This window comes from Changchengzhania lutea, from assembly GCF_006974145.1.
Taxonomy (GTDB): domain Bacteria; phylum Bacteroidota; class Bacteroidia; order Flavobacteriales; family Flavobacteriaceae; genus Changchengzhania; species Changchengzhania lutea.
The window spans coordinates 827,343-849,279 of the sequence record NZ_CP039456.1; the positions used below are offsets into that span (position 1 = coordinate 827,343).

General features: G+C 35.0%; 35 protein-coding genes. All 35 read right to left on the reverse strand.

All coding sequences use genetic code 11. The annotated features are described in order from the left end of the window. Window positions 1–19: 19 nt before the first annotated feature. Entirely contained in the window at window positions 20–1,306 is a 1,287-nt protein-coding gene (locus FAF07_RS03870) for a citrate synthase (protein WP_142783875.1), read from the reverse strand. A gap of 174 nt (window positions 1,307–1,480) precedes the next feature. After that, complete coding sequence (gene eno / locus FAF07_RS03875; RefSeq protein WP_142783876.1) at window positions 1,481–2,773, reverse strand: phosphopyruvate hydratase; 1,293 nt, start codon at window positions 2,771–2,773, stop codon at window positions 1,481–1,483. A gap of 156 nt (window positions 2,774–2,929) precedes the next feature. Next, window positions 2,930–4,033 carry a glutamine-hydrolyzing carbamoyl-phosphate synthase small subunit gene (carA, locus tag FAF07_RS03880; protein WP_142783877.1) on the reverse strand — a complete coding sequence of 368 codons (1,104 nt, stop codon included), beginning with the start codon at window positions 4,031–4,033 and terminating at the stop codon, window positions 2,930–2,932. Between the two features lie 88 nt (window positions 4,034–4,121). Beyond that, window positions 4,122–4,595, reverse strand: a complete 474-nt coding sequence (gene rplQ, locus FAF07_RS03885; protein WP_142783878.1) for a 50S ribosomal protein L17 — start codon at window positions 4,593–4,595, stop codon at window positions 4,122–4,124. A gap of 59 nt (window positions 4,596–4,654) precedes the next feature. Continuing rightward, a complete protein-coding gene (locus FAF07_RS03890; RefSeq protein WP_142783879.1) occupies window positions 4,655–5,647 on the reverse strand; it encodes a DNA-directed RNA polymerase subunit alpha in 993 nt (330 codons plus the stop codon). 95 nt (window positions 5,648–5,742) lie between these two features. After that, complete coding sequence (gene rpsD / locus FAF07_RS03895; protein WP_142783880.1) at window positions 5,743–6,348, reverse strand: 30S ribosomal protein S4; 606 nt, start codon at window positions 6,346–6,348, stop codon at window positions 5,743–5,745. Between the two features lie 179 nt (window positions 6,349–6,527). Further along, complete coding sequence (gene rpsK / locus FAF07_RS03900) at window positions 6,528–6,920, reverse strand: 30S ribosomal protein S11 (RefSeq protein ID WP_142783881.1); 393 nt, start codon at window positions 6,918–6,920, stop codon at window positions 6,528–6,530. Between the two features lie 100 nt (window positions 6,921–7,020). Then, window positions 7,021–7,395 carry a 30S ribosomal protein S13 gene (rpsM, locus tag FAF07_RS03905; protein WP_142783882.1) on the reverse strand — a complete coding sequence of 125 codons (375 nt, stop codon included), beginning with the start codon at window positions 7,393–7,395 and terminating at the stop codon, window positions 7,021–7,023. Window positions 7,396–7,487: 92 nt separating this feature from the next. Beyond that, complete coding sequence (ykgO, locus tag FAF07_RS03910; RefSeq protein WP_076732133.1) at window positions 7,488–7,604, reverse strand: type B 50S ribosomal protein L36; 117 nt, start codon at window positions 7,602–7,604, stop codon at window positions 7,488–7,490. Window positions 7,605–7,695: 91 nt separating this feature from the next. Next, on the reverse strand, window positions 7,696–7,911 hold the full coding sequence (infA, locus tag FAF07_RS03915; protein WP_028289261.1) for a translation initiation factor IF-1: 216 nt from the start codon (window positions 7,909–7,911) through the stop codon (window positions 7,696–7,698). Window positions 7,912–8,014: 103 nt separating this feature from the next. Continuing rightward, entirely contained in the window at window positions 8,015–9,361 is a 1,347-nt protein-coding gene (gene secY / locus FAF07_RS03920) for a preprotein translocase subunit SecY (protein ID WP_142783883.1), read from the reverse strand. Window positions 9,362–9,375: 14 nt separating this feature from the next. Beyond that, entirely contained in the window at window positions 9,376–9,828 is a 453-nt protein-coding gene (gene rplO / locus FAF07_RS03925) for a 50S ribosomal protein L15 (RefSeq protein ID WP_142783884.1), read from the reverse strand. A 13-nt stretch (window positions 9,829–9,841) separates the two neighbouring features. After that, on the reverse strand, window positions 9,842–10,024 hold the full coding sequence (gene rpmD, locus FAF07_RS03930; protein WP_054729595.1) for a 50S ribosomal protein L30: 183 nt from the start codon (window positions 10,022–10,024) through the stop codon (window positions 9,842–9,844). Between the two features lie 105 nt (window positions 10,025–10,129). Continuing rightward, window positions 10,130–10,654, reverse strand: coding sequence for a 30S ribosomal protein S5 (rpsE, locus tag FAF07_RS03935; RefSeq protein WP_092847729.1), 525 nt, complete (start codon window positions 10,652–10,654; stop codon window positions 10,130–10,132). A 6-nt stretch (window positions 10,655–10,660) separates the two neighbouring features. After that, window positions 10,661–11,017 (reverse strand): 50S ribosomal protein L18, encoded by a 357-nt coding sequence (gene rplR / locus FAF07_RS03940; RefSeq protein ID WP_142783885.1) that lies wholly within the window; start codon window positions 11,015–11,017, stop codon window positions 10,661–10,663. 10 nt (window positions 11,018–11,027) lie between these two features. Next, on the reverse strand, window positions 11,028–11,570 hold the full coding sequence (gene rplF / locus FAF07_RS03945; RefSeq protein ID WP_142783886.1) for a 50S ribosomal protein L6: 543 nt from the start codon (window positions 11,568–11,570) through the stop codon (window positions 11,028–11,030). A 12-nt stretch (window positions 11,571–11,582) separates the two neighbouring features. Continuing rightward, window positions 11,583–11,981 (reverse strand): 30S ribosomal protein S8, encoded by a 399-nt coding sequence (gene rpsH / locus FAF07_RS03950; protein ID WP_142783887.1) that lies wholly within the window; start codon window positions 11,979–11,981, stop codon window positions 11,583–11,585. A 74-nt stretch (window positions 11,982–12,055) separates the two neighbouring features. Further along, window positions 12,056–12,325, reverse strand: a complete 270-nt coding sequence (rpsN, locus tag FAF07_RS03955) for a 30S ribosomal protein S14 (RefSeq protein ID WP_092209864.1) — start codon at window positions 12,323–12,325, stop codon at window positions 12,056–12,058. 3 nt (window positions 12,326–12,328) lie between these two features. Next, window positions 12,329–12,880, reverse strand: a complete 552-nt coding sequence (gene rplE / locus FAF07_RS03960) for a 50S ribosomal protein L5 (protein WP_142783888.1) — start codon at window positions 12,878–12,880, stop codon at window positions 12,329–12,331. Window positions 12,881–12,882: 2 nt separating this feature from the next. Further along, a complete protein-coding gene (gene rplX, locus FAF07_RS03965; RefSeq protein WP_142783889.1) occupies window positions 12,883–13,194 on the reverse strand; it encodes a 50S ribosomal protein L24 in 312 nt (103 codons plus the stop codon). A gap of 15 nt (window positions 13,195–13,209) precedes the next feature. Next, entirely contained in the window at window positions 13,210–13,578 is a 369-nt protein-coding gene (gene rplN, locus FAF07_RS03970) for a 50S ribosomal protein L14 (RefSeq protein WP_142783890.1), read from the reverse strand. A 2-nt stretch (window positions 13,579–13,580) separates the two neighbouring features. Next, on the reverse strand, window positions 13,581–13,838 hold the full coding sequence (gene rpsQ / locus FAF07_RS03975; protein ID WP_142783891.1) for a 30S ribosomal protein S17: 258 nt from the start codon (window positions 13,836–13,838) through the stop codon (window positions 13,581–13,583). A 12-nt stretch (window positions 13,839–13,850) separates the two neighbouring features. After that, window positions 13,851–14,042 (reverse strand): 50S ribosomal protein L29, encoded by a 192-nt coding sequence (gene rpmC, locus FAF07_RS03980; protein WP_142786531.1) that lies wholly within the window; start codon window positions 14,040–14,042, stop codon window positions 13,851–13,853. Window positions 14,043–14,054: 12 nt separating this feature from the next. Then, the gene (gene rplP / locus FAF07_RS03985) at window positions 14,055–14,474 is read right to left on the reverse strand and encodes a 50S ribosomal protein L16 (RefSeq protein ID WP_142783892.1); all 420 of its coding nucleotides are present in this window, start codon (window positions 14,472–14,474) and stop codon (window positions 14,055–14,057) included. A gap of 21 nt (window positions 14,475–14,495) precedes the next feature. Further along, window positions 14,496–15,224: a 30S ribosomal protein S3 gene (gene rpsC, locus FAF07_RS03990; RefSeq protein WP_142783893.1), complete on the reverse strand. Its 729-nt coding sequence runs from the start codon at window positions 15,222–15,224 to the stop codon at window positions 14,496–14,498. A gap of 9 nt (window positions 15,225–15,233) precedes the next feature. Next, on the reverse strand, window positions 15,234–15,641 hold the full coding sequence (gene rplV, locus FAF07_RS03995; protein WP_142783894.1) for a 50S ribosomal protein L22: 408 nt from the start codon (window positions 15,639–15,641) through the stop codon (window positions 15,234–15,236). Between the two features lie 6 nt (window positions 15,642–15,647). After that, window positions 15,648–15,926, reverse strand: a complete 279-nt coding sequence (rpsS, locus tag FAF07_RS04000) for a 30S ribosomal protein S19 (RefSeq protein ID WP_027880209.1) — start codon at window positions 15,924–15,926, stop codon at window positions 15,648–15,650. Between the two features lie 3 nt (window positions 15,927–15,929). After that, the gene (gene rplB, locus FAF07_RS04005; RefSeq protein ID WP_142783895.1) at window positions 15,930–16,757 is read right to left on the reverse strand and encodes a 50S ribosomal protein L2; all 828 of its coding nucleotides are present in this window, start codon (window positions 16,755–16,757) and stop codon (window positions 15,930–15,932) included. 10 nt (window positions 16,758–16,767) lie between these two features. Continuing rightward, entirely contained in the window at window positions 16,768–17,058 is a 291-nt protein-coding gene (gene rplW, locus FAF07_RS04010; RefSeq protein WP_142783896.1) for a 50S ribosomal protein L23, read from the reverse strand. Window positions 17,059–17,063: 5 nt separating this feature from the next. After that, entirely contained in the window at window positions 17,064–17,693 is a 630-nt protein-coding gene (gene rplD, locus FAF07_RS04015; protein ID WP_142783897.1) for a 50S ribosomal protein L4, read from the reverse strand. Then, complete coding sequence (rplC, locus tag FAF07_RS04020; RefSeq protein WP_142783898.1) at window positions 17,693–18,310, reverse strand: 50S ribosomal protein L3; 618 nt, start codon at window positions 18,308–18,310, stop codon at window positions 17,693–17,695. The genes rplD and rplC overlap by 1 nt, the downstream gene beginning before the upstream one ends. Window positions 18,311–18,457: 147 nt before the next feature. Continuing rightward, a complete protein-coding gene (rpsJ, locus tag FAF07_RS04025; RefSeq protein ID WP_007650482.1) occupies window positions 18,458–18,763 on the reverse strand; it encodes a 30S ribosomal protein S10 in 306 nt (101 codons plus the stop codon). Between the two features lie 11 nt (window positions 18,764–18,774). Then, window positions 18,775–20,901: an elongation factor G gene (gene fusA, locus FAF07_RS04030; RefSeq protein ID WP_142783899.1), complete on the reverse strand. Its 2,127-nt coding sequence runs from the start codon at window positions 20,899–20,901 to the stop codon at window positions 18,775–18,777. 7 nt (window positions 20,902–20,908) lie between these two features. Beyond that, on the reverse strand, window positions 20,909–21,385 hold the full coding sequence (rpsG, locus tag FAF07_RS04035; protein WP_034043281.1) for a 30S ribosomal protein S7: 477 nt from the start codon (window positions 21,383–21,385) through the stop codon (window positions 20,909–20,911). Between the two features lie 92 nt (window positions 21,386–21,477). Continuing rightward, entirely contained in the window at window positions 21,478–21,852 is a 375-nt protein-coding gene (gene rpsL, locus FAF07_RS04040) for a 30S ribosomal protein S12 (RefSeq protein ID WP_019386263.1), read from the reverse strand. Window positions 21,853–21,937 lie beyond the last annotated feature (85 nt).

Here is a 21,937-nt window from a genome sequence, read left to right on the forward strand (position 1 = left end):
TGTATGTTTGTATTGTTAGTTATCGTTTCTCTATATCCACAAAAGATCTATGTGTTTCTCCAATGTACATCTGCCTTGGTCTTCCAATAGGCTCTTTACGCAAACGCATTTCGCGCCATTGTGCAATCCAACCTGGTAAACGCCCTAAAGCGAACATGACGGTAAACATATCTGTGGGAATACCCATGCCCCTATATATAATTCCTGAATAGAAATCTACATTGGGGTATAATTTTCTGTCTACAAAATATTTATCTTCTAATGCTTCTTTTTCAAGCCCTTTTGCGATATCCAAAATTGGATCTTCTACACCCAAATCAGCAAGAACTTCATCTGCTGCAACTTTTATTATTTTAGCACGAGGATCAAAGTTTTTATAAACACGATGCCCAAAGCCCATTAAACGAAACGGATCATTTTTATCTTTTGCCTTAGCCATATACTTCTTAGTATCACCACCATCTTCTTTAATAGCCTCTAACATTTCTAATACTGCTTGGTTAGCACCACCGTGAAGTGGTCCCCAAAGTGCAGAAATTCCAGCAGAAAGTGACGCAAACAATCCTGCATGAGACGACCCAACGATTCTAACAGTAGATGTGGAACAGTTTTGCTCATGATCTGCATGAAGAATTAAAAGCTTATCTAATGCGTCTACTACTATTTTATTTTGAATGTAATCTTCATTAGGTCTTTTAAACATCATTTTTAACACGTTCTCTACATATCCCAAACTCTTATCGCCATAATCTAATGGTAACCCTTGCTTTTTACGAAGTGTCCATGCAACTAATACAGGAAACTTGCCCATTATTTTCACAACACTTTTGTACATATCTTCTTCAGAATCTACATTTACAGAAGACGGATTAAATGCTGTTAAAGCACTAGTTAATGAAGATAAAACACCCATTGGATGGGCAGATTTTGGAAAAGCATCTACAATTTTTCTGATATCATCATCAACTAAAGATTGTGCTTTAATATCATTATAAAATTTTTCGTTTTGTTCTTTTGTTGGTAACTCACCAAAAATCAATAAGAATGCTACTTCTAAAAAATCGGCCTTTTCAGCTAACTCTTCAATGGAATAACCTCTATATCGTAAAATGCCTTTTTCACCATCTAAAAAGGTAATAGCGCTTTCGCAAGCGCCCGTATTTTTATATCCAGGATCCAGAGTAATTACTCCACCTGTAGTACTTCTTAATTGAGAAATATCTATAGCTACTTCATTTTCAGTACCCTTTACTATTGGGAATTCATTTTTCTGTCCGTTAATTTCTATGGTAGCCGTATTTGCCATGTATTTAAGTAAATTTATTTAGTTTATGCGTACTGCTAATTTACGAAATATCTCTCCAATTATAAAGGCAAGTCACAAAGTTTTAACGAATAATTGCATTGTAATTATTAATGTCACAAAAAAAGCGTCTATTGAAACAATAGACGCTTTGCAATAATAAATGATTTTATTATTCTATTTTATTTTGAAAGCTTTTTCTTTTGGAAAATAAGCCACTTTTCCTAATTCTTCTTCAATGCGAAGTAATTGATTGTATTTTGCCATACGATCGCTACGAGATGCGGAACCTGTTTTAATTTGACCACAGTTTAAGGCCACCGCTAAATCTGCAATTGTATTATCTTCTGTTTCACCAGAGCGATGAGACATTACAGATGTATACCCAGCATTGTGTGCCATATTTACAGCAGCAATCGTTTCGGTTAATGTTCCAATTTGGTTGACTTTAATCAAGATTGAATTGGCTATCCCGTTTTCAATACCACGAGATAAACGCTCTACATTAGTAACAAATAAATCGTCACCAACTAATTGCACTTTGTCTCCAACTAATTCCGTTAAGTATTTCCATCCATCCCAATCATTTTCATCCATACCATCTTCAATAGAAATGATAGGATATTTATCGACCAATTCAGCTAAATAATCTGCTTGTTCATTACTGGTTCTAACTACACCCGTATCACCTTCAAATTTCTTGTAATCATATTTACCATTCACAAAAAATTCAGCAGCAGCACAATCTAATGCGATCTTTACTTCATCACCAAATTTATATCCTGCATTTTCAACAGCTTTTGCAATGGTTTCTAAAGCATCTTCTGTTCCACCTTCTAGGTTTGGAGCAAATCCGCCTTCATCACCAACAGCAGTGCTTAGGCTTCTATCGTGTAGTACCTTCTTTAAATTATGAAAAATTTCAGTTCCCATTTGCATGGCATGTGTAAAGTTTTTGGCTTTTACAGGCATGATCATAAATTCTTGAAATGCAATAGGCGCATCACTATGGCTACCACCATTAATAATGTTCATCATGGGTAATGGTAATGTGTTTCCAGAAACACCACCTACATAGCGATATAGTGGTAATCCTAATTCGTTGGCTGCTGCTTTAGCAACTGCTAAAGACACTCCTAAAATAGCATTAGCACCAAGCTTCGATTTATTTTTTGTACCATCTAAATCAATCATCATTTGATCGATTAGATTCTGTTGAAAAACAGAAACTCCCATTAATTCTTGAGCTATAATGGAGTTCACATTGTCAACTGCTTTTGAAACGCCTTTCCCCATGTAGGCTTTTCCACCATCACGTAATTCTACTGCCTCGTGTTCTCCCGTAGATGCACCAGATGGTACTGCTGCTCTACCTAATACGTTATTTTCGGTTACAACATCTACTTCAATCGTTGGATTTCCTCTGGAATCAAAAATTTGTCTTGCATGTATATTAATTATTATACTCATAATTGGTTAATTTTAAATCTGTTATTACTTCAAATTTACGGCTAAATCTTATTTTTTTTTATATGTTTTTAACAAAATTCAGTAAATCGTCCCTATAACGTTTTAGTAATTAAAAGCCTCAAATCTGAATTATATATTTAAGGAATTTAATAAGTGTTATTTCTTAATGTTTTCAATGAATTGATCAAACAAATAAGAAGAATCATGTGGTCCAGGACTAGCTTCTGGATGATATTGAACAGAAAAACAATTCTTGTTTTTCATGGCTATACCAGCAACTGTTTCGTCGTTTAAGTGCAGATGTGTGATTTCCAAATCTGGATGATTTTCAGCTTCTTCTCTATTCACTGCAAAACCATGATTTTGACTAGTGATCTCACCTTTACCGGTCTTTAAATTTTTTACCGGGTGATTAATCCCTCTATGGCCATGATGCATTTTATAGGTCGATACGCCATTAGCCAAGGCAATTATTTGATGCCCCAAACAAATACCGAACAAAGGTAAATTACGTTTAATAACTTCTTTAGCTAAATTTTGCGCCTCTAATAATGGTTCTGGGTCACCTGGTCCGTTGGATAAAAAGTACCCATCTGGTTTAAAGGCTTCCAAATCTTCAAACTTTGAGTTATATGGAAATACTTTTATATAGGTGTCTCGCTTAGATAAATTTCTAAGTATATTCTTTTTAATTCCAATATCTAGTGCAGCCACTTTATAAGTCGCATTTTCATCACCTACAAAATATGATGATTGTGTAGACACTTTAGAAGCTAGTTCAAGACCATCCATGTCTGGTACTTTGGCAAGTTGTTTCTTTAGACCTTCAAGATTATCGACATCTGTAGATATAACGGCATTCATAGCCCCGTGATCTCTTATGTAACTCACCAAAGCACGTGTATCCACATCTGAAATGGCTAATACGTTGTTATTTTCAAAAAATTCTTCCAAAGATCCTTCAGCATTATCTCGTGAATAATCATAACTGAAATTTTTACAAATAAGGCCCGCTATTTTAATGGAATCTGATTCTACTTCATCTGCATTTGTTCCGTAATTACCAATATGCGCATTGGTGGTCACCATTAATTGTCCGAAATAAGATGGATCTGTAAAAATTTCTTGATAACCCGTCATACCCGTGTTAAAACAAACTTCACCAAATGCTGAACCTTGTTTGTTACCTACAGATTTGCCGTAGAAAATGGTGCCATCTGCAAGAAGAATAATGGCCTTAAGTTTTTTTTGATATTTCATTTTTTTTGAAAGTTTTACAAAATTGCACAAAAAAAAGGATAAACTAAAATAGTTTATCCTTTATATATTAAACGCTTATTAACATTTATTATTCTTCTTCGTCGATTGCCTTCGTTTCAACAACTGGAGCCGCTTCCGGTTTGCTTCCTCCCCTTCTACTTCGTCTTGTTGTTTTCTTCTTAGCTTTATCAGCATTGTAGATTTCGTTATAATCAACAAGCTCAATCATTGCCATATCAGCATTATCCCCTAAACGATTACCAAGTTTAATAATTCTGGTATAACCTCCAGGTCTATCACCAATTTTAGGAGCTACATCTCTAAATAATTCTGCAACAGCATCTTTTTGTCTTAAACGTGCCATAACAATACGTCTGTTATGTGTTGTATCTTCTTTAGATTTTGTAATCATTGGCTCAACAAATTGTTTTAAAGCTTTTGCTTTTGCAACTGTTGTATTAATACGCTTATGCTCGATTAAAGAACAAGCCATATTAGCTAACATTGATTTTCTGTGAGCAGTTTGCCTACCTAAGTGATTTATTTTTTTTCCGTGTCTCATGACATTTGTTTTATCATCTTGCTACCAAACTCGACTAGCGAGGAGCAAAATATGATTAATTAATCTTTATCTAATTTATATTTACTTAAGTCCATTCCGAAGTTTAAACCTTTAACATTTACAAGCTCTTCAAGCTCTGTTAAAGACTTCTTACCGAAGTTTCTGAATTTCATTAAATCATTTTTATTGAATGATACTAAATCTCCTAAGGTATCAACCTCTGCAGCTTTCAAACAGTTTAATGCGCGTACAGATAAATCCATATCGATTAATTTTGTTTTAAGCAACTGACGCATGTGAAGTGATTCTTCATCATACGTTTCAGTCTGTGCAATTTCATCAGCTTCCAAAGTAATACGCTCATCAGAGAATAACATGAAATGGTGAATTAGCGTTTTTGCAGCTTCTGTTAAAGCATCTTGTGGAGTTATTGATCCATCGGTAATGATTTCAAAAACCAATTTTTCATAATCCGTTTTTTGCTCAACACGATAGTTTTCAATACTATACTTAACGTTTTTTATTGGTGTGTAAATTGAATCTGTAAAAATAGTCCCAATTGGTGCAGAAGCTTTCTTATTTTCTTCAGCAGGCACATAACCTCTACCTTTTTCAATAGTAATTTCCATATTAAAATTAACCTTAGGATCTAAATTACAGATCACTAATTCTGAATTTAATACTTGAAATCCTGAGATAAATTTTTGAAAATCACCAGCTGTAATTTGTTCTTGACCAGAAATTGAAATTGAAATAGATTCATTATCAATATCTTCTATTTGTCTTTTAAAACGTGCTTGCTTTAAATTTAAAATGATTTCAGTGACATCTTCAACCACTCCAGCAATTGCTGAAAATTCATGATCTACACCTTCTATTCTAACTGATGTAATCGCAAATCCTTCTAAAGAAGAAAGTAAAACTCTCCTCAATGCGTTACCTACCGTTAATCCGTAACCAGGTTCTAAAGGGCGAAATTCGAATTTGCCTTCAAAATCGGTTGAATCGATCATGATTACTTTGTCGGGCTTCTGAAAATTAAATACTGCCATATTTTCCTTCGTTTTGATTGTTATTTAGTTGCGCGATCTAAAAGTTTGAAGAAGACTAATAAATCCTTTGGCTAAATACCAATATGATTATTTTATTATTTAGAATATAATTCGACGATGAATTGTTCGTTGATGTTTTCTGGAATTTGAAGTCTAGCAGGAACAGAAACATAGGTTCCTTGCTTTGTATCGTCGTTCCAAGTAATCCATTCGTATACATGACTTGAGTTTGATAAAGATCTATCAATAGCTTCAAGTGATTTTGATTTTTCCCTTACAGCTACAACATCACCAGCTTTTAATTGGTAAGATGGAATGTTTACCAACTCGCCATTTACAGTAATGTGTCTGTGTGATACTAATTGTCTAGCGCCACTTCTTGAAGGAGATATCCCCATTCTGTATACCACATTATCTAAACGAGATTCACAGAGTTGAAGTAAAACTTCACCAGTAATACCTTGAGCTGCTCTAGCTTTTTTAAATAAACCTCTAAATTGTCTTTCTAAAATACCATAAGTATATTTAGCTTTTTGTTTCTCCATTAACTGGATTGCATATTCAGATTTTTTTCCACGACGTCTAGCGTTTCCGTGTTGACCTGGAGGATAATTTCTTTTTTCAAAAGATTTATCTTCTCCAAAAATAGCTTCACCGAACTTTCGGGCTATTTTAGTTTTAGGACCAGTATATCTTGCCATTTTTAATTTGTTTTAAGAGTGATTATGAATTAAGGTCTTAATCTTATCCTTCGATAATCGTTGATCTCTTGATTGATACTTGTTAAATTATTTTTTTCAGTCTGCAAATTTACATATAAAAAATTAATATCAACTGTAAAAAAAAAAACAGTTGATATTAATTCCAATACATATATACTTTAAACTCTTCTACGTTTTGGAGGACGACATCCATTATGTGGTAATGGTGTAACATCGATAATCTCTGTTACTTCGATACCTGCATTGTGGATAGAACGGATAGCAGATTCTCTACCATTTCCTGGACCTTTAACGTAAACTTTTACTTTCTTTAAACCTGCTTCTTGAGCAACTTTACACGCATCTTCTGCAGCTAATTGCGCAGCATATGGTGTGTTTTTCTTAGAACCTCTAAATCCCATTTTTCCAGCTGAAGACCATGATATAACATCGCCTTTTTTGTTGGTTAATGAAATAATAATGTTATTAAAAGAAGCTGTAACGTGTGCTTCTCCTACAGAGTCCACTATAACTTTACGTTTTTTAGTGCTCTTAGTATTTGTTTTTGCCATTGTTTATAGTTTTCAGTGAGTAGTTGATAGTCGCTAGAATCCTAAACCATTATAATTTCAAACAGATTCTTTCCAACGTCTAAATACTAAATACTAATTATTATTTAGTTGCCTTTTTCTTGTTAGCAACCGTTTTTCTTCTACCTTTTCTAGTTCTAGAGTTGTTTTTAGTACGCTGCCCTCTTAATGGAAGACCAGATCTATGACGAATACCTCTGTAGCATCCAATATCCATTAATCGCTTAATGTTCAATTGTGTTTCAGAACGTAATTCACCTTCGATTTTAAAAGTACCAACGGCCTCACGAATGTTTCCAATTTCGTCATCAGTCCAATCTTGTACTTTTGTACTTTCATCAACTTTAGCTTCTGCTAAAATTTCTTTTGCTCTACTTCTACCTATCCCATAGATATAAGTTAAAGAGATCACTCCTCTTTTGTTTTTTGGTATGTCTACACCTGCAATTCTTGCCATATTTTTTTAGTTTTTAGTTGCTAGTCTTTAGTTGTTAGAATTACAAAATTGAAGTTTTTCTAACGTCTAAATTCCAATGACTAATGTCTGACTTAACCTTGTCTTTGTTTAAATCTAGGATTCTTTTTGTTGATTACATAAAGTCTTCCTTTTCTACGTACGATCTTGCAATCTACGCTTCTCTTTTTTACTGATGCTCTAACTTTCATCTTTATCTAGTTTAAAAGTTTAAAAGTTTAAAAGTTTAAAGTTGATTGAATTAACTTTTTCAACTTTCTACTTTACAACTTTATAACTTACTTAGTATCTATAAGTTATGCGAGCCTTTGATAAATCATAAGGACTCATTTCTAATTTAACTTTGTCTCCTGGTAATAGTTTAATGTAATGCATACGCATTTTACCGGAAATGTGTGCTGTCACAATGTGACCATTTTCTAATTCAACACGAAACATGGCATTTGATAATGCTTCTATTATTGTTCCGTCTTGCTCTATTGCTGCTTGTTTTGCCATGTTTTAGTATTTAGTTCTTAGTCGTTAGCTAATTAGAACTTTTCATTTTTTACTATATTATCCATTTCTCTAATATCTAATGACTATTTACTATCGTCTAATTTTAAGCTACTGCTTTTCTGTTCTTACCAGTTTTCATCAAGCCATCATAGTGTCTATTTAACAAATAAGAATTTATTTGTTGCATAGTGTCTATTGCCACACCCACCATAATTAATAATGATGTGCCTCCAAAAAATAAAGCCCAACCTTGTTGTACGCCCATAAGTTTAACAATAAACGCTGGAAATACAGCAATAAGCGCTAAAAATATAGAACCTGGTAAGGTAATTTGAGACATTATTTTATCTAGATATTCAGAAGTTTCAGTACCTGGACGAATACCAGGAATAAAACCACCACTTCGTTTTAAGTCATCAGCCATTTTGTTCGTTGGAACTGTAATTGCCGTATAGAAGTACGTGAATACTATAATTAATAAAGCAAAAGTTACATTGTACCAAAATCCAAACATATCTGAATAATTCGTTTGCATCCATGCACCAGCTGCTGTTTCCTTTAAGAACGATGATCCTCCAATTAAACTTGGCACAAACATAATAGCTTGAGCAAATATAATAGGCATAACTCCAGAAGCATTAAGTTTTAAAGGAATGTATTGTCTTGATCCTGCCATGGCGCTTTTTTCGTAACCACCTGTAGCAGTTCTTCTAGCGTATTGAACAGCTATCTTTCGGACACCCATAACAAGCATGATAGATGCCATAATAATTACAAACCATATCACTAATTCAAAAAGAATTAACATCACGTTGTTACCTTCTAATCTAGTTGCCGCATTTTGAATGAACGCCTGAGGTAATGTTGCAATAATACCCACCATAATTAATAATGAGATACCATTACCAATACCTTTGTCTGTAATTTTTTCACCCAACCACATCGCAAAGATACAGCCTGTAACCAATATAGTTACTGATGAAAAGTAAAACAATGGTCCTGTACCTAATAAGAACGCACTTTGAGGAATTCCTAAAGCTGGTAAGCTAGCCAAATAACCAGGTGCTTGTAATAAACAAATAGCGATGGTTAACCAACGTGTGATCTGAGTGATTTTCTTTTGACCACTCGCACCTTCTTTTTGAAGCTTTTGCAAATATGGAATGGCTATCCCCATTAACTGAACCACAATAGAAGCAGAAATGTAAGGCATAATACCCAATGCAAATACCGAAGCATTAGCGAACGCTCCTCCAGTAAAGGCATTAAGTAAACCTAATAAACCCGAATCTGTACTGTCGCTTAAACCACCTAATTGGGCAGCATCAATACCTGGTAAAACTACTTGTGCACCAAAACGATAAACTAATAACAGACCTAGAGTTACTATGATTCTGTCTCTTAGTTCTTCAATTTTCCAAACGTTCTTTAACGATTCTATAAATTTCATACTTAAATAAAGTCTTATAAAGTTACAGCTTCTCCTCCTGCAGCTTCGATAGCAGCTTTTGCTGAAGCAGTAAACTTATGAGCAGACACTTTTAATTTTGCTTTCAATTCTCCACGTCCCATGATTTTAACTAAATCATTTTTACCAACTAAACCAGTTGTGAATAATGTTTCAAAATTTACTGTATCCTTTACTTTCTTGTCATCAACCAATTGTTGCAACGTATCTAAATTGATACCTTGATGCTCAATACGGTTAATATTTGTAAAACCAAATTTAGGAACACGTCTTTGAAGTGGCATTTGCCCTCCTTCAAATCCTAATTTCTTAGAATAACCAGAACGTGATTTGGCACCTTTGTGACCACGAGTAGCGGTTCCACCTTTACCAGAACCTTGTCCACGACCTATTCTTTTTCCTTGATTTTTTACTGAACCTTCTGCAGGTTTTAAATTACTTAAATCCATTTTCAGTTTTATATTATTTTGTTTCTTCAACAGAAACTAAATGTGAAACTTTAGCAACCATACCAAGAATATTTGGTGTAGCCTCGTGCTCCTTTACTTGACCAATCTTTTTAAGACCAAGAGCTTCTAAAGTTCTTTTTTGTCTTTGCGTACGATTGATTGCGCTTTTAACTTTTGTTACTTTAATTTTTGCCATCTTTTTTCAGTTTTTAGTTGTTAGTTTTTAGTCGTTAGAACACTAAAATAAAATTTCTGTTTTAAATATTCTATCGTCTAAATACTAAAGACCAATGTCTTGATTTTAAGCGTTAAAAACTTGTTCAAGTGTAATACCTCTATCTCTAGCGATTGCATTAGCATCTCTTAATTGTAACAAAGCATCAAATGTTGCTTTTACTACATTATGAGGGTTAGATGATCCTTGAGATTTAGAAAGTACATCATGTACTCCAACGGCCTCAAGAACTGTTCTTACAGCTCCACCAGCAATTACTCCTGTACCAGGGGCAGCAGGAATGATATTTACTCTTGCTCCACCGTATTTACCTTTTTGTTCATGTGGTAAGGTTCCTTTTATAATAGGAATTCTAACTAGGTTTTTCTTAGCATCTTCAACGGCTTTTGCAATAGCACTAGCCACGTCTTTAGATTTTCCTAAACCTTGTCCTACAACACCTGCTTCATCTCCAACCACTACGATTGCAGAAAAACCAAATGCTCTACCACCTTTAGTTACTTTTGTAACTCTCTGTACGCCAACTAAACGATCTTTGAGATCTAATCCACCTGGTTTTACTAATTCTGCACTTTTATATTTTTTAAACATAATTTCTTAGAATTTAAGTCCTGCTTCTCTAGCTCCTTCGGCTAATGATTTTACTCTACCGTGATATAAATATCCGCCTCTATCAAAAGCGATAGTTTCTATCCCTGCTTTTAAAGCTTTTTCTGCAACAGCTTTACCTACTAATGTAGCTAACTCTGACTTATTAACTTTAGCAGAACTAATATCTTTATCTCTAGAAGACGCTGCACTGATAGTTTTACCAGATACATCATCAACTATTTGAGCATAAATTTCTTTATTACTTCTAAAAACAGTTAATCTTGGTCTAGCTTCTGTTCCAGAAACTATCTTACGAATTCTGTTTTTTATTCTTGTTCTTCTTTGGTTCTTTGTTAATGCCATAACTAATTTTTTAAGCTGATTTACCTGCTTTTCTTCTTACTATCTCACCAACAAATCTGATTCCTTTTCCTTTATAAGGCTCTGGTCTTCTATAACCACGAATCTTTGCTGCTACTTGTCCAACAAGTTGCTTATCATGAGAGGTTAGTTTAACAATTGGGTTTTTACCTTTCTCACTAACTGTTTCTACTTTAACTTCTTCAGCTAATTGCATAACAATACTATGGGAAAATCCTAAAGCTAGTTCCAATTTTTGACCTTGGTTACTTGCTCTATACCCTACACCTACTAATTCTAATTCTTTGGTCCATCCTTTTGATACACCTTCAACCATATTATGCATTAACGATCTGTATAGACCATGTTTTGCTTTTTGATCTTTGGAGTCAGATGAGCGTGTTACTAAAATAGTTTCATCTTCAACTTTAATATCTACAGAGTCGAAATTTTGAGTTAATTCTCCTAATTTCCCTTTTACTGTAACGATACCGTCCTTTATATCAACTGTAACGCCTTCTGGAATTACTATTGGGTTATTACCTATTCTTGACATCTTCTTATCTTTTTAGTAAACGTAACATAATACTTCACCACCTACATTATCTCTTCTAGCTTGTTTGCTAGTCATAACGCCATGTGACGTAGATACGATAGCAATACCAAGACCATTAAGGATTCTAGGTAAATCATTAGATCCAGCATACTTACGTAAACCTGGTGTACTAATTCTTTGAAGTTTCTTGATGACAGATTCTTTGGTTTCTTTGTTGTACTTAAGTGCTATTTTAATAGTCCCTTGTACTGAAGAATCATCGAATTTGTAACTTAAAATATATCCTTGCTCGAATAATATTTTTGTGATGTCTTTTTTCAAATTAGAAGCAGGAATCTCTACCACTCTATGGTTAGCACGCACTGCGTTTCTAATTCTTGTAAGATAATCCGCAATTGGATCTGAATACATATTTATCAATTTGCGGTTTTGGTTTTCAAAAAAACTATTTCTTCTGAACCTAAAACCAGTTTAAAATTCTTTTTTTACCAGCTTGCTTTTCTAACACCTGGAATAAGACCTTGATTGGCCATTTCTCTGAACATGACACGTGAAATACCAAATGTTCTCATATACCCTTTAGGTCTTCCTGTCAATTTACAACGATTATGTTGACGTACAGGTGAAGCGTTTTTAGGTAACTTTTGTAATGCTTCGTAATCTCCAGCTTCTTTTAAAGCTTTACGTTTTTCAGCATATTTAGCTACTGTTTTAGCTCTTTTTACCTCACGGGCTTTCATTGATTCTTTAGCCATAACTTAGTTCTTTTTAAAAGGTACCCCTAGTTCAGTTAATAATGATTTTGCTTCTTTATCGGTTTCTGCAGTGGTTACAAATGTAATATCCATTCCAGAAATTTTATTCACTTTATCAATATTAATTTCTGGGAAAATAATTTGCTCGGTAATTCCTAAATTATAATTACCGCGTCCATCAAATCCTGTCGCTTTAATACCGTTAAAGTCTCTTACACGTGGTAGGGCAGAAGTTACTAAACGATCTAAAAACTCATACATTTTTTCGCCACGTAAAGTTACTTTAACACCAATTGGCATGCCTTTACGTAATTTAAAAGATGCAACATCCTTTTTAGATAATGTAGATATCGCTTTTTGTCCAGATATAGTCGTTACTTCTTCTACTGCGTAGTCAATTAACTTTTTGTCTGCAACTGCTGCTCCAACACCCTTAGATATTACTATCTTAGTTAGTTTAGGAACTTGCATAACGTTCTTGTATCCAAATTCGTCGGTAAGAGCTGCAATTACTCTGCTTTTATACTCTTCTTTAAGTCTTGGTGAATATGCCATAACTATATTACTTCATTAGATTTTGTTGAAAATCTCACTTTTTTATCATCTTCCATTCTATAGCTAACTCGTGTTGTTTCCCCTTTTGAGGTTAACAATGATAAGTTAGAGATATGAATAGCAGCTTCTTTCTCTACGATTCCTCCTTGAGGGTTTTGTGCACTTGGTTTAGTATGTTTCTTAACCATGTTAATGCCCTCAACAATCGCTTTGTTCTTTTCTATAAATACTTTCTGTACTTGTCCTTCAGATCCTTTGTGATCTCCAGCAATTACTTTTACAGTATCTCCAGTTTTAATTTTAAGCTTTGTCATCTTACATTTTATGTATTAAAGCACCTCTGGTGCTAATGATACAATTTTCATGAATTGTTTATCACGAAGTTCTCTAGCAACAGGACCAAATACACGTGTTCCTCTCATTTCACCCGTTGGGTTTAACAAAACACAAGCATTATCATCAAATCTTATATAAGATCCGTCTGGTCTTCTTACTTCTTTTTTAGTACGAACAACAACTGCAGTAGAAACGGCTCCTTTTTTAATGTTTCCATTAGGAGTCGCATCTTTTACAGAGACAACAATTTTGTCTCCTACAGAAGCATATCTTCTTTTAGTGCCACCTAGAACTCGGATAGTTAAAACTTCCTTTGCTCCAGTGTTATCTGCTACCTTTAATCTTGATTCTTGTTGTAACATAATTATTTAGCTCTTTCTAGTATTTCAACTAATCTCCAACATTTAGATTTACTCATAGGTCGTGTTTCCATGATCTTTACAGTATCTCCAATGTTACAATCGTTTGTTTCGTCGTGTGCAACGTATTTCTTTGTTTTTAACACGAACTTTCCATACATAGGGTGTTTCACTTTTTTAACTTCTGCAACAACTATTGATTTTTGCATTTTGTTACTAGTAACAACTCCTACACGTTCTTTTCTTAAATTTCTTGTTTCCATCTTTCAGCAGAATTATTGTAATTCTCTTTTAGTTAATTCTGTCGCAATTCTCGCTACCGAACGTCTTACGTTACGTAACTGAATTGGATTTTCTAAAGGAGATATTGCATGAGCCAATTTTAGGTCTGAATAACTCTTTTTTGTTTCACCAAGTTTCTCTTCTAACTCAGCAACAGATAATTCCTTAATTTCGGATTGTTTCATCATCTTAAATTATTATGCTTCGTAATCGCGAGCAATTATAAACTTAGTTTTTACTGGTAGTTTTTGTGCTGCTAGACGTAAAGCTTCTTTAGCTATATCTAATGACACTCCTCCTACTTCAAAAAGCATTCTTCCTGGCTTAACAACAGCTACCCAATATTCAACGGCACCTTTACCTTTACCCATACGTACTTCAAGAGGCTTTTTTGTGATTGGCTTATCTGGAAATATTTTAATCCAAAGTTGCCCTTCTCTTTTCATGTAACGTGTAGCGGCAATACGTGCTGCTTCTATTTGACGTGATGTTAAAAAATTCGAATCTAGTGCTTTTATACCAAAGGTACCACTTGAAAGTTGATGACCTCTACCAGAGATCCCTTTCATACGTCCTTTTTGTTGCTTACGAAATTTTGTTCTTTTAGGCTGTAACATTTTTCTTTACTTTATAAAAAATTACTTTCTACGACGCGGTTTGTTGTCTCTGTTTCCGCCACGTCCTCCGGCTCCACCTTTTCCTTGCTTTTTGGACAATCCAACAAGCGGAGAAAGTTCTCTTTTACCATATACTTCACCTTTCATGATCCATACTTTTACACCCAATCTACCATAAGTAGTGTGTGCCTCAACTAAAGCATAATCAATATCGGCTCTAAAGGTTGATAAAGGAATACGTCCTTCTTTGTAGTGTTCACTACGTGCCATTTCAGCTCCGTTTAAACGTCCACTAATTTGAACTTTAATTCCTTCAGCATTCATTCGCATGGTAGCAGCAATGGCCATTTTGATTGCTCGTCTGTAAGAAATTCTATTCTCAATTTGACGTGCAATACTAGACGCTACTAAAAATGCATCAAGTTCAGGTCTCTTAATTTCAAAGATGTTAATCTGAACTTCTTTTCCAGTAAGTTTCTTAAGTTCTTCTTTTAACTTGTCTACCTCTTGGCCACCTTTCCCAATAATAATACCAGGTCTTGCAGTAGTGATAGTAACGGTTACAAGTTTAAGAGTTCTCTCGATAATTACTCGACTTACACTAGCTTTAGCTAAACGTACGTGTACGTATTTTCTAATCTTATCGTCTTCGGCAAGCTTATCTCCATAATCATTACCTCCGTACCAGTTAGATTCCCATCCTCTGATAATACCTAAGCGATTTCCGATTGGATTTGTTTTTTGTCCCATACTTCTATCTTAGCTTTGTGTGTTATTGTTAGCTCCAACTACGATGGTTACGTGGTTTGAACGTTTTCTAATTCGGTGTGCACGACCTTGAGGTGCTGGACGCAATCTTTTTAACATAGATCCGCCATCAACTCTTATCTCTTGTACAATCAATTCAGCCTCTTCAATATTAGCCTCTTCGTTTTTAGATTGCCAGTTTGCAATGGCAGACAATAACAATTTTTCTAAACGACCAGATGCTTCTTTTGAATTGAACTTCAATATATTAAGTGCATGTTCTACTTTTTCGCCTCTTACTAAATCGGCTACTAAACGCATTTTTCTTGGTGATGTAGGACAATTATTAAGTTTAGCAAAAGCAACGTGTTTTTTTGCTTCCTTAATAGCGTCTGCCATTTGTTTTTTACGACTTCCCATAGCTTACTACTTTTTACCTTTATTTTTAGCACCTGCATGTCCACGGAATGAACGTGTTGGTGAAAATTCTCCTAATTTATGACCCACCATGTTTTCAGTAACATATACTGGTACAAATTGACGGCCATTGTGAACTGCGATGGTTTGTCCAACAAAATCTGGAGTAATCATACTAGCTCTAGACCAGGTTTTGATTACCGTTTTTTTGTTAGCTTCAACGTTAGCAGCAACTTTCTTTTCTAATTTATAGTGAACGTAAGGTCCCTTTTTTAATGATCTTGCCATGTCTTATTTCTTTCTACGTTCTACAATATATTTATTACTTGCATTTGTTTTAGAACGTGTTCTATAACCTTTTGCTGGTATACCGTTTCTAGAACGTGGGTGTCCACCTGAAGATTTCCCTTCACCACCACCCATTGGGTGATCTACTGGATTCATTACCACTGGTCTAGTACGTGGTCTTCTACCTAACCATCTTGATCTACCTGCTTTACCAGATACTAACAATTGATGGTCTGAGTTAGATACAACGCCTATTGTCGCCATACAGTTAGCAAGAATCAATCTTGTTTCTCCTGAAGGCAATTTAATAGTAGCAAACTTACCATCTCTTGCCATTAATTGAGCAAATGCACCTGCACTACGCGCCATAATAGCACCTTGTCCCGGACGTAACTCTAAACAAGAAATAATAGTTCCTAATGGAATTTCACTTAAAGGCATTGCGTTTCCAATTTCTGGAGCAACCCCTTCTTTACCAGATACTACATTTTGACCAACTTGTAAACCATTTTGAGCAATAATATATCTTTTTTCGCCATCTTGATAATTCAATAATGCGATAAAAGCGGTTCTGTTTGGATCGTATTGAATAGAAGCTACTTCAGCAGGAACACCCACCTTTTCTCTTTTAAAATCGATAATACGATACTTTCTTTTATGACCTCCACCTATATAGCGCATGGTCATTTTTCCTTGACTGTTTCTACCACCAGACCTTTTGTTCGGAACGAGTAAACTCTTTTCCGGCTTATCAGTAGTGATGGCGTCAAATCCATTTACTACTCTAAATCGCTGTCCTGGTGTGATTGGTTTTAATTTTCTTACTGACATTAGTCTTTAATTACATGTTACTGTATAAATCAATCATTTCACCTTCCGCCAGTTGTACAATTGCTTTTTTAACAGCATTTGTTTTACCATTTTGAATACCAGTTTTTGTATGCTTGGTACTACGATCTGGACGGACATTTATAGTACGAACTTTTTCAACAGAAACACCATAAGCAGCTTCAACCGCTTTTTTGATTTCTACCTTGTTCGCCTTAGTATTCACTGAGAATGTGTAGCAATTTTTCAACTCGCTAAGAGCTGTCGCTTTTTCTGTGATTATAGGTTTAATTAAGATACTCATTGTTTCTATTTACTTAAATTTGTTTCAATTCCTTCTAAAGCGCCTTCTAAAAGTATGATGCGATTTGCATTTAAAATCTTGTAAGTGCTTAATTCTGAACTCATTATAACTTCAGGGCCTTTTAAATTGCGTGACGACAAATATACATTATTATTTGACGCTCCCAACACAAAAAGAGACTTTTTGTTTTCTAGGTCTAAAGCCTTTAAAACTGCGGTAAAGTTCTTTGTTTTAACATCGTCAAAATTAAAGTCTTCCAACACCACAATTGATTGCTCTCCGGCTTTGATACTTAGGGCCGATTTACGTGCCAAACGCTTCACATTTTTATTAAGTTTGAAGCTGTAATTTCTTGGTCTTGGACCGAACATACGACCACCACCTTTAAATATACCAGACTTAATACTACCTGCTCTTGCAGTACCAGTTCCTTTTTGCTTCTTAATCTTACGTGTACTTCCAGAAATCTCAGCACGTTCTTTCGACTTGTGAGTTCCTTGTCTTTGGTTTGCTAAATATTGTTTAACATCCAAATATACAGCGTGATTATTAGGGGCAATAGCAAACACATCTTTAGAAAGGTCTGCCTTTCTACCTGTGTCTTTTCCGTTTATATCTAAAACTGCTACTTTCATTATTTTCTAATAATTACATAAGCGTTTTTATGTCCAGGTACACACCCTTTCACCACTAGTAGGTTTTTATCCGCTACTACTTTTAAAACTCTTAAATTTTGAACTTTAACTGTGTCTCCACCCATTCTTCCTGCCATTTTCATTCCTTTGAAAACTCTTGCAGGATACGATGCAGCTCCAATAGATCCTGGCGCTCTTAAACGGTTATGTTGACCGTGAGTAGCTTGACCTACACCACCGAAACCATGGCGTTTTACAACCCCTTGAAATCCTTTTCCTTTAGATGTTCCTGCTACATCAACAAATTCACCTTCGGTGAAATGATCTACAGTGATTGCATCTCCTAATTTGTACTCCTCCTCAAAACCTTGAAATTCTACGATTTTGCGTTTTACAGAAGTTCCTGCTTTTTTAGCATGACCTAAGTCAGCTTTAGTAGCGCTTTTTTCTGTCGCGTCATCGAAACCTAATTGCACAGCTGTATAGCCGTCAACTTCTTCAGTTCTGACTTGGGTAACGATACATGGTCCAGCTTCGATAACTGTACAAGGAATATTCTTCCCGTTTTCATCGAAGATGCTGGTCATACCGATTTTTTTTCCAATTAACCCAGACATATTTAATTATTTATTAATTATTACTATTTCGTTGAAATCTAATTCAACATTTATATTCAAAAAAATTCAGGGTCGAAATACGTTCAACCCTGAATGCATTTTTACCGTTTTTCCCTCGCTCGCAGCTTAGGACATGTAAGTTTACAACTAAACTTTAATCTCTACTTCAACACCACTTGGTAATTCAAGTTTCATTAACGCATCAATTGTTTTTGATGACGACGAGTAGATATCCAATAATCTCTTATAAGATGATAATTGAAATTGTTCTCTTGATTTCTTGTTTACGTGTGGAGAACGTAATACAGTGAAAATTTTCTTGTGCGTTGGTAATGGAATTGGTCCCGTTACAACTGCACCAGTACTTTTTACTGTTTTTACAATCTTATCAGCAGACTTGTCTACTAAGTTGTGATCGTAAGATTTTAATTTTATTCTGATTTTTTGACTCATTTTATTAAGATTTACGATTCAACGCCTTTAGCTGCTTTGATGACTTCTTCAGAAATATTTGAAGGCGTTTCTGCATAGTGTGAAAATTCCATTGTTGATGTTGCGCGACCAGATGATAATGTTCTTAATGTGGTAACATATCCAAACATTTCTGATAATGGCACTGTAGCTTTTACAGTTTTTGCACCAGCTCTATCACCCATATCACTTACTTGTCCACGTCTTCTATTTAAATCTCCAACGATATCACCCATATTTTCTTCAGGAGTAATTACCTCAAGTTTCATGATAGGTTCCATAATTACTGCCTTTGCAGCTTTTGCTGAATTTTTAAATCCAAGTTTCGCAGCCAATTCGAATGATAATTGATCAGAATCCACATCGTGGTAAGATCCATCTTTCAAGGTCACTTTCATAGAATCTACTTCGTAACCTGCTAATGGTCCGTTAACCATCGCCATTTTAAATCCTTTTTCAATAGATGGGATAAATTCCTTAGGAACGTTACCACCTTTAATTACAGATTCAAACTGAAGTCCAGTAACACCTTCATCAGCTGGTTCAATAGTAAATACAATATCAGCAAATTTACCACGACCACCAGATTGTTTCTTATAAACTTCTCTATGATCAGCCGGACGCGTAATAGCTTCCTTGTACTCTACTTGTGGTTGCCCTTGATTTACTTCAACTTTAAACTCACGACGTAAACGATCTACAATAACATCAAGGTGAAGTTCACCCATTCCTGATATAATAGTTTGTCCTGAAGCTTCATCTGAACGTACTGTAAATGTTGGATCTTCTTCAGCTAATTTTGCTAAACCAATACCTAATTTATCTACATCTGCCTTAGTTTTTGGCTCCACAGCAATACCAATTACGGGATCTGGGAAGTCCATTGATTCTAAAACGATAGGATGTTTTTCATCTGAAAGTGTATCTCCTGTTTTGATAGATTTAAATCCAACAGCAGCTCCAATATCTCCAGCTTCTATATAATCAATGGCGTTTTGCTTGTTAGCATGCATTTGGTAAATACGTGAAATACGCTCCTTTTTACCAGAACGGTTGTTTAATACATAAGAACCTGCATCTAAACGACCTGAATAAGCGCGGAAAAATGCTAAACGACCAACAAAAGGATCGGTAGCAATTTTAAATGCTAATGCAGCAAATGGCTCATTAACACTTGGCTTACGAAGCTCTTCCTTCTCAGTATCTGGATTTACACCCACAATACCTTCTTTATCCATAGGAGAAGGCAAATAACGACATACAGCATCTAATAAGAACTGAACCCCTTTATTTTTAAATGCAGAACCACAAATCATAGGAATAATAGCCATATCCATTACAGCAGCACGAAGTGCAGCATGCACTTCATCTTCTGTGATAGAATCTTCATCTTCCATGAACTTTTCTAATAAGTTCTCATCATAAGTAGCTACCTCCTCAATAAGTAAGGCTCTATATTTTTTAGCTTCAGCTTTAAGCTCTTCTGGAATTTCAATAACATCAAAAGTCGCCCCTTGAGTTTCATCATGCCAAACAATTGCTCTATTCTTTACTAAATCTACAATACCTTTAAAGTTTTCTTCATCGCCAATATTTAAAACGATAGGCACAGCATTTGAACCTAACATTTCTTTAACTTGACTACAAACCATCATAAAATCAGATCCTTGACGATCCATTTTATTAACGAAACCAATTCTTGGCACCTTATAGTTGTCTGCTAATCTCCAGTTAGTTTCAGATTGTGGCTCAACACCATCAACCGCACTAAATAAAAACACCAAACCATCTAATACACGTAACGAACGGTTCACTTCAACCGTAAAATCTACGTGGCCAGGTGTGTCAATAATATTAAAATGATAATCCTTAGCATCTGCTGTTGGTTCACCATTTTCTCTTGGAAATGTCCACTCACATGTTGTAGCAGCCGATGTGATTGTAATACCACGCTCTTGCTCCTGCTCCATCCAGTCCATTGTTGCAGCACCATCGTGCACTTCGCCAATTTTATGTGACACTCCCGTATAATAAAGAACACGCTCTGTTGTAGTGGTCTTGCCCGCATCAATATGCGCAGCAATACCTATATTTCTTGTTAATTTTAAATCTCTAGCCATGTCGTAATTAAAATCTAAAGTGAGAGAATGCTTTGTTTGCTTCTGCCATTTTATGAGTATCCACTCTTTTCTTAACAGCAGCCCCTTCTTCTTTAGCCGCGGCTAAAACTTCTGAGGCTAAACGCAATGCCATAGATTTTTCGTTTCTTTTACGTGAATAGCTAATTAACCATTTCATCGCTGTTGAAACTTTACGATCTGGACGAATTTGCATTGGAATTTGGAATGTAGCACCACCAACACGACGACTACGTACTTCTACGTGAGGCATCACATTAGATAAGGCATCTTTCCAGATTTCTAAAGCTGTTTTTTCTTCGTCAGTTTTTTTTGAGTCTACAATGTCAATAGCATCGTAAAATACTTTAAAAGCTACCGATTTCTTTCCATCCCACATCATCATATTAACGAAACGAGTTACTAACTGGTCGTTAAAACGTGGATCTGGTAAAAGCGGTCTCTTTTTTGCTGCTCTTTTTCTCATGTCTTCTTTTAAGTTTTTAGTTGTTAGTTTTTAGTTGTTAGTTATTAGTATTTAGACACTCATAACTTTTAACTCATAACTCTTAACTTGTTTTACTTCTTAGGGCGTTTTGCACCATACTTAGATCTACGTTGCGTTCTACCTGAAACACCTGCTGTGTCTAAAGCACCACGTACAATGTGATATCTAACTCCTGGCAAATCCTTTACCCTTCCACCTCTAACCAATACTATCGAGTGCTCTTGTAAATTGTGACCTTCTCCACCAATGTATGCATTAACCTCGTTACCGTTTGTTAAACGAACCCTGGCTACCTTACGCATTGCTGAGTTAGGTTTTTTAGGAGTCGTTGTATAAACACGAGTACACACACCACGTCTTTGAGGACACGAATCTAAAGCAGCCGATTTACTCTTCTTGGTTATTTTGGCTCTTCCTTTTCGTACTAATTGTGAAATTGTTGGCATATATATTCTATATAAATTTTAAAATCCTCTTCTAAGAGGGCTGCAAAGGTAGAAATAAAAATGTATTATTCAAACCCTAAAACAT

What these genes read in the sequence shown, in the direction of transcription:
- FAF07_RS03870 (WP_142783875.1), bottom strand. Translation starts at nt 1,306, where the DNA reads ATGGCAAATACGGCTACCATAGAAATTAACGGACAGAAAAATGAATTC.
- eno (WP_142783876.1), bottom strand. Translation starts at nt 2,773, where the DNA reads ATGAGTATAATAATTAATATACATGCAAGACAAATTTTTGATTCCAGA.
- carA (WP_142783877.1), bottom strand. Translation starts at nt 4,033, where the DNA reads ATGAAATATCAAAAAAAACTTAAGGCCATTATTCTTCTTGCAGATGGC.
- rplQ (WP_142783878.1), bottom strand. Translation starts at nt 4,595, where the DNA reads ATGAGACACGGAAAAAAAATAAATCACTTAGGTAGGCAAACTGCTCAC.
- FAF07_RS03890 (WP_142783879.1), bottom strand. Translation starts at nt 5,647, where the DNA reads ATGGCAGTATTTAATTTTCAGAAGCCCGACAAAGTAATCATGATCGAT.
- rpsD (WP_142783880.1), bottom strand. Translation starts at nt 6,348, where the DNA reads ATGGCAAGATATACTGGTCCTAAAACTAAAATAGCCCGAAAGTTCGGT.
- rpsK (WP_142783881.1), bottom strand. Translation starts at nt 6,920, where the DNA reads ATGGCAAAAACAAATACTAAGAGCACTAAAAAACGTAAAGTTATAGTG.
- rpsM (WP_142783882.1), bottom strand. Translation starts at nt 7,395, where the DNA reads ATGGCAAGAATTGCAGGTGTAGACATACCAAAAAACAAAAGAGGAGTG.
- ykgO (WP_076732133.1), bottom strand. Translation starts at nt 7,604, where the DNA reads ATGAAAGTTAGAGCATCAGTAAAAAAGAGAAGCGTAGATTGCAAGATC.
- infA (WP_028289261.1), bottom strand. Translation starts at nt 7,911, where the DNA reads ATGGCAAAACAAGCAGCAATAGAGCAAGACGGAACAATAATAGAAGCA.
- secY (WP_142783883.1), bottom strand. Translation starts at nt 9,361, where the DNA reads ATGAAATTTATAGAATCGTTAAAGAACGTTTGGAAAATTGAAGAACTA.
- rplO (WP_142783884.1), bottom strand. Translation starts at nt 9,828, where the DNA reads ATGGATTTAAGTAATTTAAAACCTGCAGAAGGTTCAGTAAAAAATCAA.
- rpmD (WP_054729595.1), bottom strand. Translation starts at nt 10,024, where the DNA reads ATGGCAAAAATTAAAGTAACAAAAGTTAAAAGCGCAATCAATCGTACG.
- rpsE (WP_092847729.1), bottom strand. Translation starts at nt 10,654, where the DNA reads ATGTTTAAAAAATATAAAAGTGCAGAATTAGTAAAACCAGGTGGATTA.
- rplR (WP_142783885.1), bottom strand. Translation starts at nt 11,017, where the DNA reads ATGGCATTAACAAAGAACCAAAGAAGAACAAGAATAAAAAACAGAATT.
- rplF (WP_142783886.1), bottom strand. Translation starts at nt 11,570, where the DNA reads ATGTCAAGAATAGGTAATAACCCAATAGTAATTCCAGAAGGCGTTACA.
- rpsH (WP_142783887.1), bottom strand. Translation starts at nt 11,981, where the DNA reads ATGTATTCAGATCCAATTGCGGATTATCTTACAAGAATTAGAAACGCA.
- rpsN (WP_092209864.1), bottom strand. Translation starts at nt 12,325, where the DNA reads ATGGCTAAAGAATCAATGAAAGCCCGTGAGGTAAAAAGAGCTAAAACA.
- rplE (WP_142783888.1), bottom strand. Translation starts at nt 12,880, where the DNA reads ATGGCATATTCACCAAGACTTAAAGAAGAGTATAAAAGCAGAGTAATT.
- rplX (WP_142783889.1), bottom strand. Translation starts at nt 13,194, where the DNA reads ATGACAAAGCTTAAAATTAAAACTGGAGATACTGTAAAAGTAATTGCT.
- rplN (WP_142783890.1), bottom strand. Translation starts at nt 13,578, where the DNA reads ATGTTACAACAAGAATCAAGATTAAAGGTAGCAGATAACACTGGAGCA.
- rpsQ (WP_142783891.1), bottom strand. Translation starts at nt 13,838, where the DNA reads ATGGAAACAAGAAATTTAAGAAAAGAACGTGTAGGAGTTGTTACTAGT.
- rpmC (WP_142786531.1), bottom strand. Translation starts at nt 14,042, where the DNA reads ATGAAACAATCCGAAATTAAGGAATTATCTGTTGCTGAGTTAGAAGAG.
- rplP (WP_142783892.1), bottom strand. Translation starts at nt 14,474, where the DNA reads ATGTTACAGCCTAAAAGAACAAAATTTCGTAAGCAACAAAAAGGACGT.
- rpsC (WP_142783893.1), bottom strand. Translation starts at nt 15,224, where the DNA reads ATGGGACAAAAAACAAATCCAATCGGAAATCGCTTAGGTATTATCAGA.
- rplV (WP_142783894.1), bottom strand. Translation starts at nt 15,641, where the DNA reads ATGGGAAGTCGTAAAAAACAAATGGCAGACGCTATTAAGGAAGCAAAA.
- rpsS (WP_027880209.1), bottom strand. Translation starts at nt 15,926, where the DNA reads ATGGCAAGATCATTAAAAAAGGGACCTTACGTTCACTATAAATTAGAA.
- rplB (WP_142783895.1), bottom strand. Translation starts at nt 16,757, where the DNA reads ATGTCAGTAAGAAAATTAAAACCAATCACACCAGGACAGCGATTTAGA.
- rplW (WP_142783896.1), bottom strand. Translation starts at nt 17,058, where the DNA reads ATGAGTATCTTAATTAAACCTATAATCACAGAAAAAGCGACAGCTCTT.
- rplD (WP_142783897.1), bottom strand. Translation starts at nt 17,693, where the DNA reads ATGAAAGTAGCAGTTTTAGATATAAACGGAAAAGACACAGGTAGAAAG.
- rplC (WP_142783898.1), bottom strand. Translation starts at nt 18,310, where the DNA reads ATGTCTGGGTTAATTGGAAAAAAAATCGGTATGACCAGCATCTTCGAT.
- rpsJ (WP_007650482.1), bottom strand. Translation starts at nt 18,763, where the DNA reads ATGAGTCAAAAAATCAGAATAAAATTAAAATCTTACGATCACAACTTA.
- fusA (WP_142783899.1), bottom strand. Translation starts at nt 20,901, where the DNA reads ATGGCTAGAGATTTAAAATTAACAAGAAATATAGGTATTGCTGCGCAT.
- rpsG (WP_034043281.1), bottom strand. Translation starts at nt 21,385, where the DNA reads ATGAGAAAAAGAGCAGCAAAAAAGAGACCGCTTTTACCAGATCCACGT.
- rpsL (WP_019386263.1), bottom strand. Translation starts at nt 21,852, where the DNA reads ATGCCAACAATTTCACAATTAGTACGAAAAGGAAGAGCCAAAATAACC.